This is a genomic window from Clostridium sp. UBA7791 (assembly GCF_002480755.1).
Taxonomy (GTDB): Bacteria; Bacillota; Clostridia; order Clostridiales; family Clostridiaceae; genus Clostridium_J; species Clostridium_J sulfidigenes.
In genome coordinates this window covers 1,047,987-1,063,345 of sequence record NZ_DLCT01000005.1, presented here as the reverse complement: position 1 = coordinate 1,063,345, position 15,359 = coordinate 1,047,987, and the positions used below count along the sequence as shown (strand labels likewise).

Genomic DNA, 15,359 nt, shown 5'->3' with positions numbered 1-15,359 from the left:
CTTAAAAGTAATTCTTAAGTATAACAGCTCTTATAGATTCATAATTAATTGTCTTAGGTAACTCTGCCTTTACCTTACTAACCTTATCATAGCCAACTCTTTCACAAACTTCCATGATAATTTTTTCTTCATCTTGGTTAAAAAACTTATTTAAAGGAATAGTAAACTTAGGTCTTCCATACTCCTCTATATACTCTGTAACGTATCCAAGTATAGTTGAAATTGATACCTCAATCTCTTCTGCAATATCCTCAATTGCAAAGTCTTCATTTAGCATGTCTAAAGCTATTTCCTTATTCTTTCTTTCATCTCCATCTATAACTAATCTTTTTTTCTTTTTTTCTTCCCATATAGGAGTTATTCCTTCTTCTTCTATATATGTATTTACTGCTTCTATTAAAGCCACTCCATATTTTTCTATCTTCTTAGGCCCCATACCTCCTATATCCTTTAGCTCTTCTAAGGTTTTAGGATATCTTCCACTTATCTCTTTTAGAGTATTTTTTGCTATGATATTCTGTTCCATGGCACCTTCTATCCTGCTAAATTCCTTTCGCACTAAAACTAACCTTTCAAATAGCTTTTTATCAGTATTTACATAAAAATCCCCTGATTCCTCATTAATACTACTAATTTCTTCTGATTTAGTTACACTAACTTCTTCATAGCTTTTGTCAGGGTTATTCTTTTCCTTAACAGTTAGATTGTTAGCTTCAACATACTCTATAATAGCACCTTGAAATTCCTTACCATACTTACTATACTTAGTTTCTCCCACTCCAGATATCTCTAAAAACTCCTCCTTATTTGTAGGATGCTTAACACTCATTTCCCTAAGGGTTCCATCACTAAAAATTATATATGGAGGAATTCCAGCAGCCTTTGCCATGTTATATCTAAGTTCTCTTAATATATCAAAGAGTTCATTTCTTACCTCTGCATTTACTTTAACTTTAAATTCTTTAAAGTGAACTACTTCCTTACCTCTAAGTACTTCCATAGACTTATTATTTAATGCAAGGACAGGATAAGTTCCTTCAACTTGATTTATATACCCATGAGAAATTAATGTATTTATAAAAGTTTTTAGGTTTTCACTTGAATAATCCTTCATTATTCCATAGGTAGATAGCTCTTGAAAATTAAACTGTGTAACCTTTTTATTTTTCGATCCTCTTAGTACATCTATAAGCATAGTTGCACCATAGTTTCGTTTCATCCTATATATACAAGATAATACCTTTTGAGCATCTACAGTTTTATCAACTATCTCTCCCTGATTTAAACAATTACTACAATTATTACAGTCATCTTCATAACTTTCTCCAAAGTAATTTAAAATATATTTTCTATAACAATCATTACTATAAACAAAATCCACCATCTGCTGAAGTGCTTTATACTGATTGTTTTTTCTCTCCGGATTTTCTATACTCATCTCTATTAAATACTTTTGAACATGGATATCTCCTGGAGAAAATAATAATATACACTGACTCTTCTCACCATCTCTACCAGCTCTTCCAATCTCTTGGTAATAACCTTCTATATTTTTAGGCATATTATAGTGAACCACATATCTTATATTAGACTTATCTATTCCCATACCAAAGGCATTAGTTGCCACCATAATCTTAACTCTATCATAAATAAAATCTTCTTGATTCTCTTTTCTTTCCTCATCAGATAAACCCGCATGATATCTAGCTATATTATATCCCTTACTAGAAAGCTCTCTATAAATATTATCTACTTCCTTTCTAGTAGCTCCATATATAATACCAGAGTTCTCTTTATTGTCTTCCATAAATTTAAGAAGATATTTCTTCTTATTCTCAGATTTAACTATATTTATAGACAAGTTTTCTCTATCAAAGCCAGTAATAAATATTTTAGGACTTTGAAGCTTTAAAAGTTTTACTATATCTTGTCTTACTTCTTTAGAAGCTGTTGCAGTAAAGGCTGTAACTATAGGTCTCACCATAAGCCTTTCTATAAAACCTGCAATTCTTTTATAACTAGCTCTAAAGTCATGACCCCATTGAGATACACAATGGGCCTCATCTATAGCTATCTGGCTAATAGGTATCCTAGAAATTACATTATAAAATTCTATATTATCTAATCTCTCAGGGGCTATATAAAGTATTTTATATTTTTCTTCCTTTATTCCATCTAATACTTCTTTAAAATCTTTACTGCTTAAGGAGCTATTAATATAGCTGCAAGGTATTCCCATGTCCTTAAGTGCATCTACTTGATCCTTCATAAGGGAAATTAAAGGTGAAATTACTATAGTTAATCCCTGAAGGATTAAAGCAGGCACTTGATAACATATAGACTTACCACTACCTGTAGACATTATAGTTAATGCATCCTCTCCCTTTAAAATAGATTCTATAACTGGCTGTTGACCTGTCCTAAAGCTTTTATATCCATAATATTTTTCCAAAATTTCTTTCATTGCTTCTTTCAAAACTACACATCCCTTAGCTTGTTTAATTTAGTAAATTTATCTCAAGTTTAAATTATATCTTTTGTAAAAAAGTTCTTATCATACGTACATATACATCATGACCTATTATAAGTGATTCTTCATTAAAATCAAAATAGGGATTATGATGTGGTGCCACAATAGAAGATGGAATTATAAAATAGATTCCCTTTCCCCCTTGCTTTTCCACCTCTTCTAACATATAAGTTATATCCTCAGAAGCTCCAAAGGAAAATTCTTCAATAATTTCTATAGGTAAACTTCTAAGATTTTTTATTACTATCTTAGAAAATTCATTATCGGTGCTATTATATGCCCTTGCAGAACCAACTACTCTTATATTATATTCCACATTGTAGGAAATTGCTGCACCCTTAACTACTCGACAAACCATATCCATGATTCTATCATTAATTTCGTTAGTATCGCCCCTTGTTTCCAACTGTAAAACTGCTTTATCTGCTATAACATTTTTTCCAGTTCCTCCATGAAGAGTTCCTACGTTAAGTCTTCCTACTCCTTTTCCAAATTGCACTTGGCTATGAAGATTTAAAATACAGCTTGCTCCTGCTAAAAGAGCATTTCTTCCCTCTTCTGGACAAATACCTGCATGGGCAGATTTACCTAAGAACTCTACCTCCACTTTATTAGTAGCAAGCAAATTTTTAACTTTAACAGCTATGGCATTATTTTTATTAATAAAGCCGATGTGACCAGAGAATAAATAATCTACATCTTTTAAAACTCCAGCTTCTACCATAGACTTAGCCCCTCTAACCTCTTCCTCTGCCGGTTGAAATATGAGCTTTATTTTTCCTGTTAATTTTTCTTTCATCTCTACAATAGTATTTGCAAGCTGAAGGCCCATAGCTATATGAGCATCGTGACCACAACAATGACATATTCCTGGATTTTTAGAAGAAAACCCCTCTTTAAAAGGTCTATGATTTTCCTTAGCTTCCTCAACCTTAAGACCATCTATATCAAATCTAAAAGCCATGGTAGGACCCTGAACTCCTGTATCTATACTTGCTACTACCCCAGTATAGCCTTGTAGAATTTCATCTACATTATAGGACTTGTTTTTAATTGCTCTACTACACTCTATCCTATGATTAGTAAGTATTTCTTCATCAGCCATACCCATTGGATTACTATGTATTTCCTTACCATATTGTAGATTATATCCAAGTTTTTTCAAGTAATCCATTATTTTTATGGTGGTTTCAAATTCTAACCACCCAGCTTCTGCACATCTATGAAATTCCCTTCTTAAGTTAATGATACTTTCCCTTAACTCCATTTATATCCACCCTGCCTTTATAATTTTTTCTATATATTCAACTCTTATGTAAATTCATTCTTATTACTTCTTAAACAACTACAGTTCCTTTAACTTAAATATTCCTTAAATGCAATATTACTTTTATTATATCATCTTCAATTAAGGAAATTATCCTTGTCCTAACTTATTTTGTATTTTATTTATAAAATAATAGTGATATACTGTAAAATATATGCTTAAATGAAAGGATGATTTATATGGCACTAGATGGATTATATTTGCGCTCTCTAGCCAATGAAATAAAAAACACTCTAATAAGCAGTAGAATAGATAAAATAACCCAACCTGAAAAGGATGAAATAATACTGAGCTTTAAAATAAATAGGAAACCTGTTAGACTACTGCTAAACGCTAACGCTTCTTATCCTAGAATAAACTTTATTGATTACTCTAAGGAAAGTCCACTTAAGGCACCTGTATTTTGTATGGTTTTAAGAAAATATCTAAATACTGCAGTTTTAAAAGATGTTACTCAATTAAATAACGACAGAATCCTACTTTTAGATTTTGAAAGTAGTGATGAATTAGGCTTTAACAGTATATATACCCTGATAATTGAAATCATGGGTAGACACAGTAACATTACTTTGATAAGAAAAAGAGATGGACTCATCATGGATTCCATAAAACATATTACACCAGATATAAATAGCTATAGAGTACTCTATCCTGGTATTGAATATGTATATCCTCCTGAAAGTAATAAACTTGATATATTCAACACTACCTTTGAATCATTTCAAGAAAAAACTTTTAGTCTCTATGAAGATGAAGAGCTAAATGAAAAATTCTTTACTAGAGTTTTAGATGGAGTAAGTAATCCTATAGCTAAAGAGATTTCTTTTAGGCTAAATAAAAGAAATATTCCTTTAAGTAAAAATAACCTAAAGGGAATCTATGAATTCTTAATAGAGTTTTTTGCTAAATCCAAAGATAATAATTATGACCTTTATAGCTATTCCATAAATGATGAACTAAAAGATTTCCACTGTATAAAGCTAGAGTATATTTTAGATTATGGTGGACAATGTGAAGAATATTCTTCTCCTAGTAGTCTTCTAGAAAGCTTCTATCATGCAAAGGATAAAATAAGTAGACTTCAAAGTAAAAGTCATGATATGCAAAAGCTAGTTATAAATAACATAGACAGAGTTGAAAAAAAATTAAACATTCTAAAAAAAACTTTAATTGAATGTGAAGAAAAGCAAAAATATAATCTATATGGAGAGCTTATAACTGCAAATATTTATAATATTAAAAAGGGTGATAAAGAGGTTGAAGCATTAAATTATTATAGTGAGGAAGAAGAATATATTAAAATTCCTTTAGATGTAAATAAAACCCCTTCTGAAAATGCTCAAAAGTATTTTAAAAAATACAGTAAATTAAAAGCTGCAGAAGAAAATGCTTATATCCAAATAGAATTAGCCGAAGAAGAGGATGAATATCTTCAATCAGTACTTAGTAATATTGAAAATGCTGATAACTATAAAGATTTAGAGGATATAAAAAATGAGTTAGTGGAAACTGGCTACATTGCTTTCAAAAAGTCTATGAAAAGTAAAAAGACTAAGCCTTCAAAACCACTCCACTTCATATCTAGTGATGGCATTGATATATATGTAGGTAAAAACAATCTAGAAAATGATTATTTAACTCTGAAGTTTGCTCATAACAATGATATTTGGCTTCACATAAAAAATATTCCAGGTTCCCATGTAATCATTAAAAACCTTGGAGAAGTACCTGATTCCACCCTTCTTGAAGCTGCAACCTTAGCCGCCTTCTATAGCAAGGGTAAAAACTCTACAAAGGTACCTATAGACTACACAGAAATTAGAAATGTTAAAAAAATGGCTAAAGGAAAGCCTGGTATGGTAACCTACTCCACAAACAAAACCATCTATGTAGATCCTATAAAACTTGATTTAAAGCAAGCTTAAAACAAAGACTATCTCAAATTTTTTTGAGATAGTCTTTAATTTATTTCTTCGGATTATATTGATAGTAATAACACTGAATTCTTCCATTATAAAGTTTTCTGTTTTTATCAGCCTTTTTTCCAAATACCTTTTGAAAGTCATCATAGGATGTTAGTACATAGCAAGACCAATCCTCTAGTCCTGCATACACATTAGAAAAAGTTTTGTAGAGATACTTAACCTCATCTTCATCTAAAAGTCTCTCTCCATAAGGTGGATTAGTTATTATCATACCACCTTTTTTTCTATTTCTTACATCCTTCATATCAAGTCTTTGGAAGTTAACATACTTCTCTACACCTGCTTTTTTAGCATTATCCATGGCAGTTCTAAGTACTCTTCCATCTATATCAGAGCCTTGAATAACGAAGTCTTTTTTATTAACACTTCTTTTCGCTCCTTCGCGTACCTGCTCCCAAATTTCTTTGTCAAAGGTAGGCCAAGTTTCACTTACAAAGTGTCTATTAACTCCTGGTGCTATATTTTTAGCTATCAGTGCCGCTTCTATAGGTATAGTTCCTGATCCACAAAATGGGTCTATTAAAAGCTCATCTCCATTGAATTTGGCTATCAAAACTAAGGCTGCTGCTAAGGTTTCCTTCAAAGGAGCCATTCCTGCATTTTCCCTATATCCCCTCTTATGAAGTCCTACTCCAGAGGTATCTACTGCAAGGGTTACCTTATCCTTTAGAATTCCAACTTCTATCTTATATACTGGTCCATCTTCACTAAACCAATTAGTATCATATTTTTCTTTCATTTTTTCTACTACAGCTTTTTTTACTATACCTTGACAGTCAGGTACACTATGTAAAGTAGATTTAACAGATTTTCCTATAACATGCATCTTACCATCAATAGGTATTAAGCTACCCCAGTCAACTTTTTTAGTTCCTTGAAATAATTCTTCAAAGGAGGTAGCTTCAAATTCTGCCATCTCTAGAAAAACTCTCTCTGCAGTTCTTAAATGGATATTACAGATAGCAACATCCATTTCATCTCCTTCAAAGGTTATCTTTCCATTTTCTATTTTTAAGTCTTCATATCCTAAATTCTTTAGCTCCTTGCCTGTAATAGCCTCTATACCAAAGGTAGTAGTTACAATTATTTTATACATAAATTTTTTCTCCTAATTATTCTCGTATAGACTTACAGAGTCCACTCCATCTTTTTCTACTAGTTCAACAGATATATCCTCTTTTCTTGAAGTTGGTATGTTTTTCCCCACATAATCAGCTCTTATTGGCAGCTCTCTATGACCTCTATCTACAAGTACAGCTAACTGAATCATTTCAGGTCTTCCTCTATCTATGATTGCATCTATTGCCGCTCTTACACTTCTTCCTGTAAATAAAACATCATCCACTAGAATTATTCTCTTACCAGTTATGTCTACACCTAATTCTATACTATTATGTTCCTTTAAGTTTTCAGGTTTTTTTAGGTCGTCTCTATATTTAGTTATATCTACACTCCCTACTTCTACCTCTTCACCTTCAAACATGTTGATCAGTTCAGCAATTCTATTAGCTAGTGGCACTCCTCTACTTTTAATTCCTAATATAACTAAGTTTTCTGTACCCTTGTTTTTTTCTATAATTTCATGAGAAATTCTCGTCAGAGTTCTCTTAATTGCTTTATCGTCCATAAGTACTGATTTCAGTTCCATAACAATCCCTCCCTAAACTTCTTTTCTTAATTTATCTAATATATCCTGAAAATATTCTGGAAGTTGTGAATCAAATTCCATATACTCTCCTGTGGTAGGATGTATAAAGCCTAAATTTTTCGCATGAAGTGCTTGACCTTGCAATTTAAACTTCTGTTTTTTATATCCATATACTTGATCTCCAATTAGTGGATGATGTAAATGAGCCATATGAACTCTAATTTGATGTGTTCTACCTGTTTCTAATCTACATTCCACCAAGGTATTACTTTTAAATCGCTCCAGCACTTTATAATTAGTAATAGCTTCTTTTCCATCCTTAACTACAGCCATCTTTATTCTCTCTACAGGATGTCTTCCTATATTGTTTCTAACCGTACCCTCTTCCTCCTTTACTATACCTTCTACTATGGCATAGTAAGTTCTCTTCATGGAGTGGTCCTTTAGCTGCATAGCTAATGAATTATGCGATTTATCATTTTTAGCAACTACTAATACCCCAGAAGTATCTTTATCAATTCTATGCACTATACCAGGTCTTATAACTCCGTTTATACCTGATAAGTCCTTACAATGATAAAGAAGACCATTAACAAGAGTTCCAGTATAATTTCCTGGGGCAGGATGGACTACCATGTCCTGTGGTTTATTTATTACTATAACATCACTGTCCTCATAAATTATATCTAAAGGAATATCTTCAGCCTCTACTTGAAGCTCCACTGGCTCAGCTAGTTCTACTCGAACCTGATCCCCTACTCTTAATTTGTAATTACTTTTTTTTATCTGTCCATTGACTTTCACTTGTTGTTTTTCAATAATTCCCTGGACAAAAGATCTAGACATATCTACTTCATTTTCACTTACAAATAAGTCAAGTCTCTTCCCTACATTTTCTTCTTCTATAATATAATTTTTAAAATCCATTAAATCTCATCCTTCAGTATACATATTAATAGAAAAAATGTTCCTATACAAACTAGCATGTCAGCCACATTAAAGGTTGGAAAATAATATACATCCCTATAATGAACCATAATAAAATCTACTACATAATTATAACTTATTCTATCTATAAGATTACCTATTGCTCCCGCAATTATCATAGCAATAGATACATATACTAATTTGAACTTAGGCTTATACTTTAATAAATAGAATATCATTCCTATAACTACAACTATAGTAATAACAATAAATAACCACTGCTTATTTTGAAGCATTCCAAAAGCAGCTCCACGGTTTTCTAGATAATCAAGAGTAAAGAAATCCTTAATTACAGTTAATCCTTCTGAACCCTTTAAGGTACCTATAGCCCACCATTTTGTTCCTCTATCTATTATTAGACCTAATACTACTATTATTATTCCTAAAGTCAAAACCACTCCCCCTTATCTTAACTCGGATAAAATATTTTTAATGGCATTAGACTTATTTATAATTTTTTTTAAATTTTCTACATTAATAGTTTGTCTTGCATCTGATACAGAATTATCAGGATTTACATGACTTTCTATAATTAATCCATCTGCACCAGCTGCCACAGCAGCTAAACTCATAGCTTCAACTAACTCACGCCTTCCAGTTCCATGACTAGGGTCCACAATAACAGGAAGTCTATAATTTTCCTTAATCACTGCTACAGAGTTTAAATCCAAGGTATTTCTAGTGGTAGTCTCAAAGGTTCTTACTCCTCTTTCACAAAGTACTACTTGATTATTACCTTCCTTTAAAACATATTCAGCTGCATAAATCCATTCAGCTACAGTTGCACTTATCCCTCTTTTTAGAAGTACAGGTACTTTAAGCTTTCCTAATTCCTTCAAAAATGTATAGTTATACATATTTCTAGAACCAACCTGTATCATATCTACATAAGGAAGAGAAATTTCTATATCTCTAGCATCCATTACCTCAGATACTACTGGCAAACCAAATTCATTTCCCACTTCTTTAAGTATTTTTAGTCCTTCTATACCGAGACCTTGAAAATCATAGGGAGATGTTCTAGGCTTGAAGGCACCTGCTCTCATCATATGTGCTCCCTGGTCCTTCAAAGCTCTTCCTATCTTTATCATTTTATCATAGTTTTCCACTGCACATGGTCCAGATATAAACACTAAGTCATCTCCACCAATGATTACATCCTTAACCTGTACTGTAATTTTTTCTCCACTATTTTTTTCTGCAAGTATTCTTTTCATATAATATCACCTTATAAAGTTTTTAACATATAACGTAATATGGTATTTGAATTTTTAACTGATATTTCTTTAAATTTTTCATAGTCCATATGTGCTCCATTATTAGCATTGTCAGAAATTGATCGTATTATAACAAAAGGTTTGTTATTAAGATAAGCTGCATGAGCTATACTTGCTCCTTCCATCTCACAAGATAGCGCATTAAACTCGCTTTTTAACCATCTTATCTTCTCTATATCAGCTATAAATTGATCTCCAGATACTATTCTACCAGTGAAAATATTTATATCTTTTATACCTTCACAAGCACTTTGGGCTTTTTCTACTAATCCCTTATCACATTTAAAGTCAAAGACTTCCATATTAGGAACTTGACCTGGTCTATCTCCAAATTTAGTTGTGTCCATATCATGCTCCACTAAGTCTGTTGCAATAACCACATCTCCTGGATATATATCTTCTCCAATACCACCAGCTATACCAACATTTATAACAGCATCCACATTGAAATCATCAACTAAAATTTGTGTACAAACTGCTGCATTTACCTTACCTATTCCACTTCTAACTATTACAACATCCTTATCATAAATAGTTCCATGATTAAATGTCATCATTGCTCTTGTAACTTTTTTCTTTATTTCCATATCAGCTATTAGAGAGCTTACTTCCTCTTCCATAGCTCCTATAATTCCTATCCTCATGCTAAAATCTCCTCTTTTCTTCCTAGGTACAAATAATTCTAGGTACTTTTCTTTAATACAAATTTAGGTCACCAATTATGTTAATACATATCGAAATATAATTTTTCACATTAATTGGGTACAACTACATCTATTATAATATACATGTTCCGGGATATGTCAATAGCTTTCAGCAGATAAAAAAATCTCACCCTAAAGTGAGATTAAAGAGCTGCTACGTCCCTGGATAATGATTTCCCCTAAAGGACAACGAATTATAAGTATGAATAAATTCATACTTATAGTTCTATTAATAACCTTCAGTGGGAGTAAAAACTCTCTCTAAAGCAAAGAACTCTGTTTATACATTAATCATATTTACCAAAAATTACACAATATATGTAAATAAAATTTCAATATTACTTATCTACAAAAAAACTTTTTATATCCTCTAATTCAGCTGTATTATATTCAAAGCTTTCTACATCCTTCTCAGAAGCAACTTCTAATACTGGCTCATGTACCTTCTCTTCCATTACAGTTGAAATATTATAATTTTTATCAAAATCTTTTTCTAGCGCTTCAAACATTTCCATTTGTGTAACTATAAAGTTTCTAAACTTGCTCCTAAACTTAGCAAATTCCTGTTTTGTTCTATCGAATTCATCATTGATATTTAAAACATCAGTGTGAGCTTTATCTAAAATTCTTTTAGCACTTTCATTTGCATTTTTAATTATAAGTTCAGCTTCTGATTGAGAACTTTGCTTTGCCTGTTCTGCAGCATTTTGTGCTAATAACAAAGTGCTTTGAATAGTAGTTTCCATCTTTGAATAATGATCTAATTTATCTTGAAAAACATCTAATTTTTCCTTTAAAATAGCATTTTCCTTATACACGGTTTCATAATCCTCAGAAATTTGTTCTAAAAATTCATCCACCTCATCCATGTTATATCCTCTCATGGCTTTTTTAAAATCTTTGTTCATAATGTCCATAGCTGTCATCTTCATATCCTTCACCCCGCATTAAATATATTTACCTATTAATAATTTAATTCGTCCCTTACTAGTTTCTCCTTCAATTGAATTAATTTTATACTTTCCAAATCCCCTTATGGTAATAGTATCCTTCATTTCTATTAATTTATCCTTTCTATTACATTTAAGATAATTTAATAATACAGACCCATTACTTATAAGATCTGTGCCCTTAGCCCTAGACATATTGCAAATACTAGGTACCACATTATCTAGTCTAAGGGATGTAACCATTATAATCTTTTCTTCAAATTCAATCTTTGGGATATCTTCACTATTTATATCTATTCTATCAATAGTACATGGACAATTTCCAATGTTAGTTAAATTATATTGAACATATTGAGAAACTGACCTTGTCATTGGAACAAAGCAAGCATCTCCTTTTACTACTAAGTCTCCAAATAAGCTTCTCTTAACTCCTAAAGCCATTATAGAGCCTAAATAATCTTTATGCTTAAGATCTTTAAACTTTGATTTATTTTTTATCTTTACAATATGAATATCATAGTCCAGAGTTTCATATGTATTAGTAGAAAAACATAACATCTTTCTCTCACAATCCGCAAACACACCAGTACCATGAACAAAAACCCCAAGTTTACTTTGGTTGTTTTTTATATTCATATAGATATCCGGAGTCACAAACTCCTTTGTATATATAGGAATTTCTATGTTCTTACATAGTTCTATGTCCTCATATATACTTGAAATATAATTTTTATCGTGGTCTTTAAATATATCTAAAAATGCCTTCTTCTCCATAGCTTTCCTCTAATTCATTATATATTATTATAATTCCTCTTAATACTGTTCATGTTTTTTAAGCTATATTCTACCACTCAAATATATATAAAATTAACCACGTAATACTTTACTAAGTTCGAGTACTAGACTTATTTGAAGGAACTAAAAATTCCTTTGTTTGTAAGCTCATTTTTTAATTCATTACTAACTTCAATATTAGATGGAGTTAATATAAATACTCCCTTTTCTACAGGTTGAAGTCCTCCCTCTAATGCGTAAATAGCTCCTATTAGGAAATCAAGTATTCTTTGACCTTCCTTAGGCTCTACTCCATTTAAGTTAACAATAACTATTCTTCTAGACTTTAAATTGTCTACAATAATTTTTCCCTCATCATAATTTGAAGGCTTACTAATTACAACCTTTGAGGATGATGCAGTATGAATATTAACTATTTTATTTTGCTTCTTGCTTACGAAAGGTTCAATTTCAATCTCCTCTTCACCTTCATCATAGTTTTCTTCCCTGTTCTCTAATAATTCTTCATCATCTTCTTCATCAAATCCCATCATTCTACTTATTCCTTTGAAAAATTCCATAATAAACCTTCCTCCTACTTTAATTTGTTATAATCTCTTTTCCCAAAAACCCCTTCACCAATTCGAATCATATTTGATCCTACTTTTAAAGCTTCTTTATAATCTCCACTCATTCCCATAGATAAAATCTCCATGGTAATATTTTTATAGCTTTTAGTTTTCAGGGTATCAAATACTTCTTTAGTCTTAGTAAAATAGTAATTACAACTTTCAGTATCTCCTTTTGGAATAGTAGCCATAATACCTTTCACCTTGACGTTTTTACACTGTTCACAAGCATTTATAAGTTCATCTAAATCCTCCATCATAATCCCAGTTTTAGACTCTTCTCTACCTATATTAATTTGAATTAATACATTTGCAATAAGTTCCTTACTTGAAAATTGTTTTTCAATCTCCTGTAAAAGTCTAACACTATCTAAAGAATGTATTAAATAAACTCGTCCAACTAAATATTTAACCTTATTTCTTTGAAGATGACCTATTAAGTGCCACCTAATATCCTTAGGTAAGATTTCTTGCTTTTCCATTAACTCTTGAACTTTATTCTCTCCAAAATTTCTTTCCCCTAAGTCATATACATTTTGTATTTCAGCTATAGATCTAGTTTTTGATACTGAAATCAATGTCACTTCTTCTGGCAACTCATTCTTCAATTTTATAAAATTTTCTTCAATAGACAATTTTATTCCTCCCGTCTCATATACAAACTCTAGCTTATAATGGAAAATATATGCCCATATAATTTATTCTCGATATAATCTAAAAAACCTTTAATATTATTAATTTTTTCTAGTTTTTTATTTTAATTTTAGATACTCACTTTTTAACTCTCCATTATAGGCTGGCAACTTTTCATCATAAACTGATTCAATATCTACATAACAGCCTCTTGCCTTCAAACTCTTAAGTTGATTTTGTTGATTTTCAAGAAAACTATTTATTACATCCTGATTTCCAATAGCTGTAATGTAAAAAGGAGCTATTACTTTTATCCCATCTAACTCTATGGTTGCTCCAGCACAAAGTCCAGCTGTTGAACCTATTATTCTATATCCATTAATAGCTATTGCCTCTGCTCCTGCAGCTCTTAAATCATTAACAACCATTGTTAAATCCGAATCATGAATTAACATATAAAGGGGTACATCTTGCCCTAAAATTGTAGCTTCCGGTGCATCATTTAAAGTAATCTTTACACCATTTCCCACCACTGGAAGCAAACCTAATGCAAGTTTATTTTTGCTTATCTCTCCAATCATCTCTTTTCTAACTTCATCCTCAGATATACTACTTCTTTCATATTTATTAATTTTATCATTAGTTTCAACATATTGGTCTTCTAAATTACTTATTTCATTTTGTAACTTTGTCCTACTATCATATGCCTTTTGATACTGCTCTACATCTAAAAATTTAGTTTTTCCTCCTAAATTTACATTCATAGCTATTAAAATACCAATTATAATGGTAGCTATAAGTAAAAATATATTAGCTTCATTAACTCGCATTTAATTATCTCCTTAATGATGTGTTTTTATTCTATCCATCAATAACCTTCTTATAACAGCAAAGTTTGTAAATATCCTCTGTCCAAATATTATAATTGCTGCAATATATACAGGTATACCCAGCTTATCCCCTAGATAAACCATTCCTGCTGCTAAAAATGCATTTCCAAAGAATCCTGATATAAATATATCTGGTCTAAAATCCTTATTTAAGGTAGCTCTAATAGCCCCAAAAGTGGAGTCTATACAAGCAAATATTGCAACAGATATATATGGTGATAATTTAAGTGGAAAATTTATGTTGAAAGCTATTCCTAATATAATTCCTATTATAAGTCCTATTAATGCAATCATTTCATCACTCCTACTTTTAGTTTTCTTGTACTTCTTTTATGTGTTCATATTTTACTGGTATACTTGCCTTTTTAATTTTAATATTATCCTTTGTTTCCGATGTAACCTCACAGATTCTTTTCACTCTATTAGGAATGAACCATCCCATAGCCCCTTCTAATATAGTCTTATTTCCTATAGCTTTTATAACTATACGCTCCTGTTGTGAAATTCTTTCACCATTAATTCTAATACTATTTCCTGCTATCCTTATACTGCTGTTTCCAATAAGTCTTATATCATTTATAGATACAGCTTCAGCCCCTGCAGCATATAATTCATTAACGATATACAGTAACTCATAATCTTGTATAGGATCATCTTCTACTTGTGGAGTGAATAAACTAGTTTTAGGATCAATATATATTGTAATACCTGGCCCCTCAACATTAGTTAATCCGGCTCTAAGTCTAGTATTATTTAGCTCTTCAAGGAGCCTTTGATTCTTTGTATCTTCTGTTGCTTCCTTTTCGTATTCAGCCGCCTTCACCTCTAGTTCCTCAACAGCCTTTTCCAATTCTTCCTTTTGTTTTTTTAATTGCTCATTTTCTAATAATATTTCTGGACTTTGTGAACCCTCAACTTTATCTGTACTTTGCTCTCCTATAGTATTAAGTTGAGTGATTATAACAAATCCAAACATTAAAAATATAAGTCCGGTACATAGCTTGGAAATAATACTTTTCACTTAC

General features: G+C 31.1%; 16 protein-coding genes. 1 reads left to right on the top strand and 15 read right to left on the bottom strand.

The window, feature by feature from the left end; translation table 11 throughout:
* Position 1: 1 nt before the first annotated feature.
* Both recQ and B3Z56_RS10460 read right to left on the bottom strand, forming a co-directional pair.
* On the bottom strand, positions 2–2,476 hold the full coding sequence (recQ, locus tag B3Z56_RS10465; RefSeq protein ID WP_414633080.1) for a DNA helicase RecQ: 2,475 nt from the start codon (positions 2,474–2,476) through the stop codon (positions 2–4).
* Between the two features lie 52 nt (positions 2,477–2,528).
* Positions 2,529–3,797, bottom strand: coding sequence for an amidohydrolase (locus B3Z56_RS10460; RefSeq protein WP_346878732.1), 1,269 nt, complete (start codon positions 3,795–3,797; stop codon positions 2,529–2,531).
* A 239-nt stretch (positions 3,798–4,036) separates the two neighbouring features.
* Here B3Z56_RS10460 and B3Z56_RS10455 point away from each other — a divergent pair, with 239 nt between their 5' ends.
* Positions 4,037–5,782, top strand: coding sequence for an Rqc2 family fibronectin-binding protein (locus B3Z56_RS10455; protein WP_346847932.1), 1,746 nt, complete (start codon positions 4,037–4,039; stop codon positions 5,780–5,782).
* Between the two features lie 40 nt (positions 5,783–5,822).
* Here B3Z56_RS10455 and B3Z56_RS10450 read toward each other — a convergent pair whose 3' ends face one another.
* The 13 genes from B3Z56_RS10450 to B3Z56_RS10390 form a co-directional block, all read right to left on the bottom strand.
* Positions 5,823–6,938 carry a THUMP domain-containing protein gene (locus B3Z56_RS10450; RefSeq protein ID WP_150844846.1) on the bottom strand — a complete coding sequence of 372 codons (1,116 nt, stop codon included), beginning with the start codon at positions 6,936–6,938 and terminating at the stop codon, positions 5,823–5,825.
* A gap of 12 nt (positions 6,939–6,950) precedes the next feature.
* Positions 6,951–7,490 carry a bifunctional pyr operon transcriptional regulator/uracil phosphoribosyltransferase PyrR gene (gene pyrR, locus B3Z56_RS10445; RefSeq protein ID WP_035129314.1) on the bottom strand — a complete coding sequence of 180 codons (540 nt, stop codon included), beginning with the start codon at positions 7,488–7,490 and terminating at the stop codon, positions 6,951–6,953.
* Positions 7,491–7,502: 12 nt separating this feature from the next.
* Entirely contained in the window at positions 7,503–8,417 is a 915-nt protein-coding gene (locus B3Z56_RS10440) for an RluA family pseudouridine synthase (RefSeq protein ID WP_346878731.1), read from the bottom strand.
* Positions 8,417–8,869 carry a signal peptidase II gene (gene lspA / locus B3Z56_RS10435; RefSeq protein WP_346847929.1) on the bottom strand — a complete coding sequence of 151 codons (453 nt, stop codon included), beginning with the start codon at positions 8,867–8,869 and terminating at the stop codon, positions 8,417–8,419. Before lspA ends, B3Z56_RS10440 begins: the two co-directional genes overlap by 1 nt.
* A gap of 12 nt (positions 8,870–8,881) precedes the next feature.
* On the bottom strand, positions 8,882–9,694 hold the full coding sequence (aroF, locus tag B3Z56_RS10430) for a 3-deoxy-7-phosphoheptulonate synthase (RefSeq protein ID WP_346847928.1): 813 nt from the start codon (positions 9,692–9,694) through the stop codon (positions 8,882–8,884).
* 11 nt (positions 9,695–9,705) lie between these two features.
* On the bottom strand, positions 9,706–10,398 hold the full coding sequence (locus B3Z56_RS10425) for a 5'-methylthioadenosine/adenosylhomocysteine nucleosidase (protein WP_346878730.1): 693 nt from the start codon (positions 10,396–10,398) through the stop codon (positions 9,706–9,708).
* 398 nt (positions 10,399–10,796) lie between these two features.
* Positions 10,797–11,390 carry a DivIVA domain-containing protein gene (locus B3Z56_RS10420; protein ID WP_346847926.1) on the bottom strand — a complete coding sequence of 198 codons (594 nt, stop codon included), beginning with the start codon at positions 11,388–11,390 and terminating at the stop codon, positions 10,797–10,799.
* Positions 11,391–11,405: 15 nt separating this feature from the next.
* Entirely contained in the window at positions 11,406–12,182 is a 777-nt protein-coding gene (locus B3Z56_RS10415; RefSeq protein WP_346877401.1) for an RNA-binding protein, read from the bottom strand.
* 131 nt (positions 12,183–12,313) lie between these two features.
* Entirely contained in the window at positions 12,314–12,763 is a 450-nt protein-coding gene (locus tag B3Z56_RS10410; RefSeq protein ID WP_035129307.1) for a cell division protein SepF, read from the bottom strand.
* Positions 12,764–12,777: 14 nt separating this feature from the next.
* A complete protein-coding gene (locus tag B3Z56_RS10405) occupies positions 12,778–13,446 on the bottom strand; it encodes a YggS family pyridoxal phosphate-dependent enzyme (RefSeq protein WP_346877400.1) in 669 nt (222 codons plus the stop codon).
* 117 nt (positions 13,447–13,563) lie between these two features.
* Positions 13,564–14,274, bottom strand: a complete 711-nt coding sequence (locus B3Z56_RS10400) for a DUF881 domain-containing protein (protein ID WP_346877399.1) — start codon at positions 14,272–14,274, stop codon at positions 13,564–13,566.
* Between the two features lie 12 nt (positions 14,275–14,286).
* Positions 14,287–14,628: a small basic family protein gene (locus B3Z56_RS10395; RefSeq protein ID WP_035129303.1), complete on the bottom strand. Its 342-nt coding sequence runs from the start codon at positions 14,626–14,628 to the stop codon at positions 14,287–14,289.
* A 16-nt stretch (positions 14,629–14,644) separates the two neighbouring features.
* Positions 14,645–15,355, bottom strand: a complete 711-nt coding sequence (locus tag B3Z56_RS10390) for a DUF881 domain-containing protein (RefSeq protein ID WP_346847922.1) — start codon at positions 15,353–15,355, stop codon at positions 14,645–14,647.
* Positions 15,356–15,359: the final 4 nt, after the last annotated feature.

Bases quoted from the DNA above. Each gene is read 5' to 3' on its own strand.
- B3Z56_RS10460 (WP_346878732.1), bottom strand. From the start codon at position 3,797: ATGGAGTTAAGGGAAAGTATCATTAACTTAAGAAGGGAATTTCATAGA.
- B3Z56_RS10455 (WP_346847932.1), top strand. From the start codon at position 4,037: ATGGCACTAGATGGATTATATTTGCGCTCTCTAGCCAATGAAATAAAA.
- B3Z56_RS10450 (WP_150844846.1), bottom strand. From the start codon at position 6,938: ATGTATAAAATAATTGTAACTACTACCTTTGGTATAGAGGCTATTACA.
- pyrR (WP_035129314.1), bottom strand. From the start codon at position 7,490: ATGGAACTGAAATCAGTACTTATGGACGATAAAGCAATTAAGAGAACT.
- B3Z56_RS10440 (WP_346878731.1), bottom strand. From the start codon at position 8,417: ATGGATTTTAAAAATTATATTATAGAAGAAGAAAATGTAGGGAAGAGA.
- aroF (WP_346847928.1), bottom strand. From the start codon at position 9,694: ATGAAAAGAATACTTGCAGAAAAAAATAGTGGAGAAAAAATTACAGTA.
- B3Z56_RS10425 (WP_346878730.1), bottom strand. From the start codon at position 10,398: ATGAGGATAGGAATTATAGGAGCTATGGAAGAGGAAGTAAGCTCTCTA.
- B3Z56_RS10420 (WP_346847926.1), bottom strand. From the start codon at position 11,390: ATGAAGATGACAGCTATGGACATTATGAACAAAGATTTTAAAAAAGCC.
- B3Z56_RS10415 (WP_346877401.1), bottom strand. From the start codon at position 12,182: ATGGAGAAGAAGGCATTTTTAGATATATTTAAAGACCACGATAAAAAT.
- B3Z56_RS10410 (WP_035129307.1), bottom strand. From the start codon at position 12,763: ATGGAATTTTTCAAAGGAATAAGTAGAATGATGGGATTTGATGAAGAA.
- B3Z56_RS10400 (WP_346877399.1), bottom strand. From the start codon at position 14,274: ATGCGAGTTAATGAAGCTAATATATTTTTACTTATAGCTACCATTATA.
- B3Z56_RS10395 (WP_035129303.1), bottom strand. From the start codon at position 14,628: ATGATTGCATTAATAGGACTTATAATAGGAATTATATTAGGAATAGCT.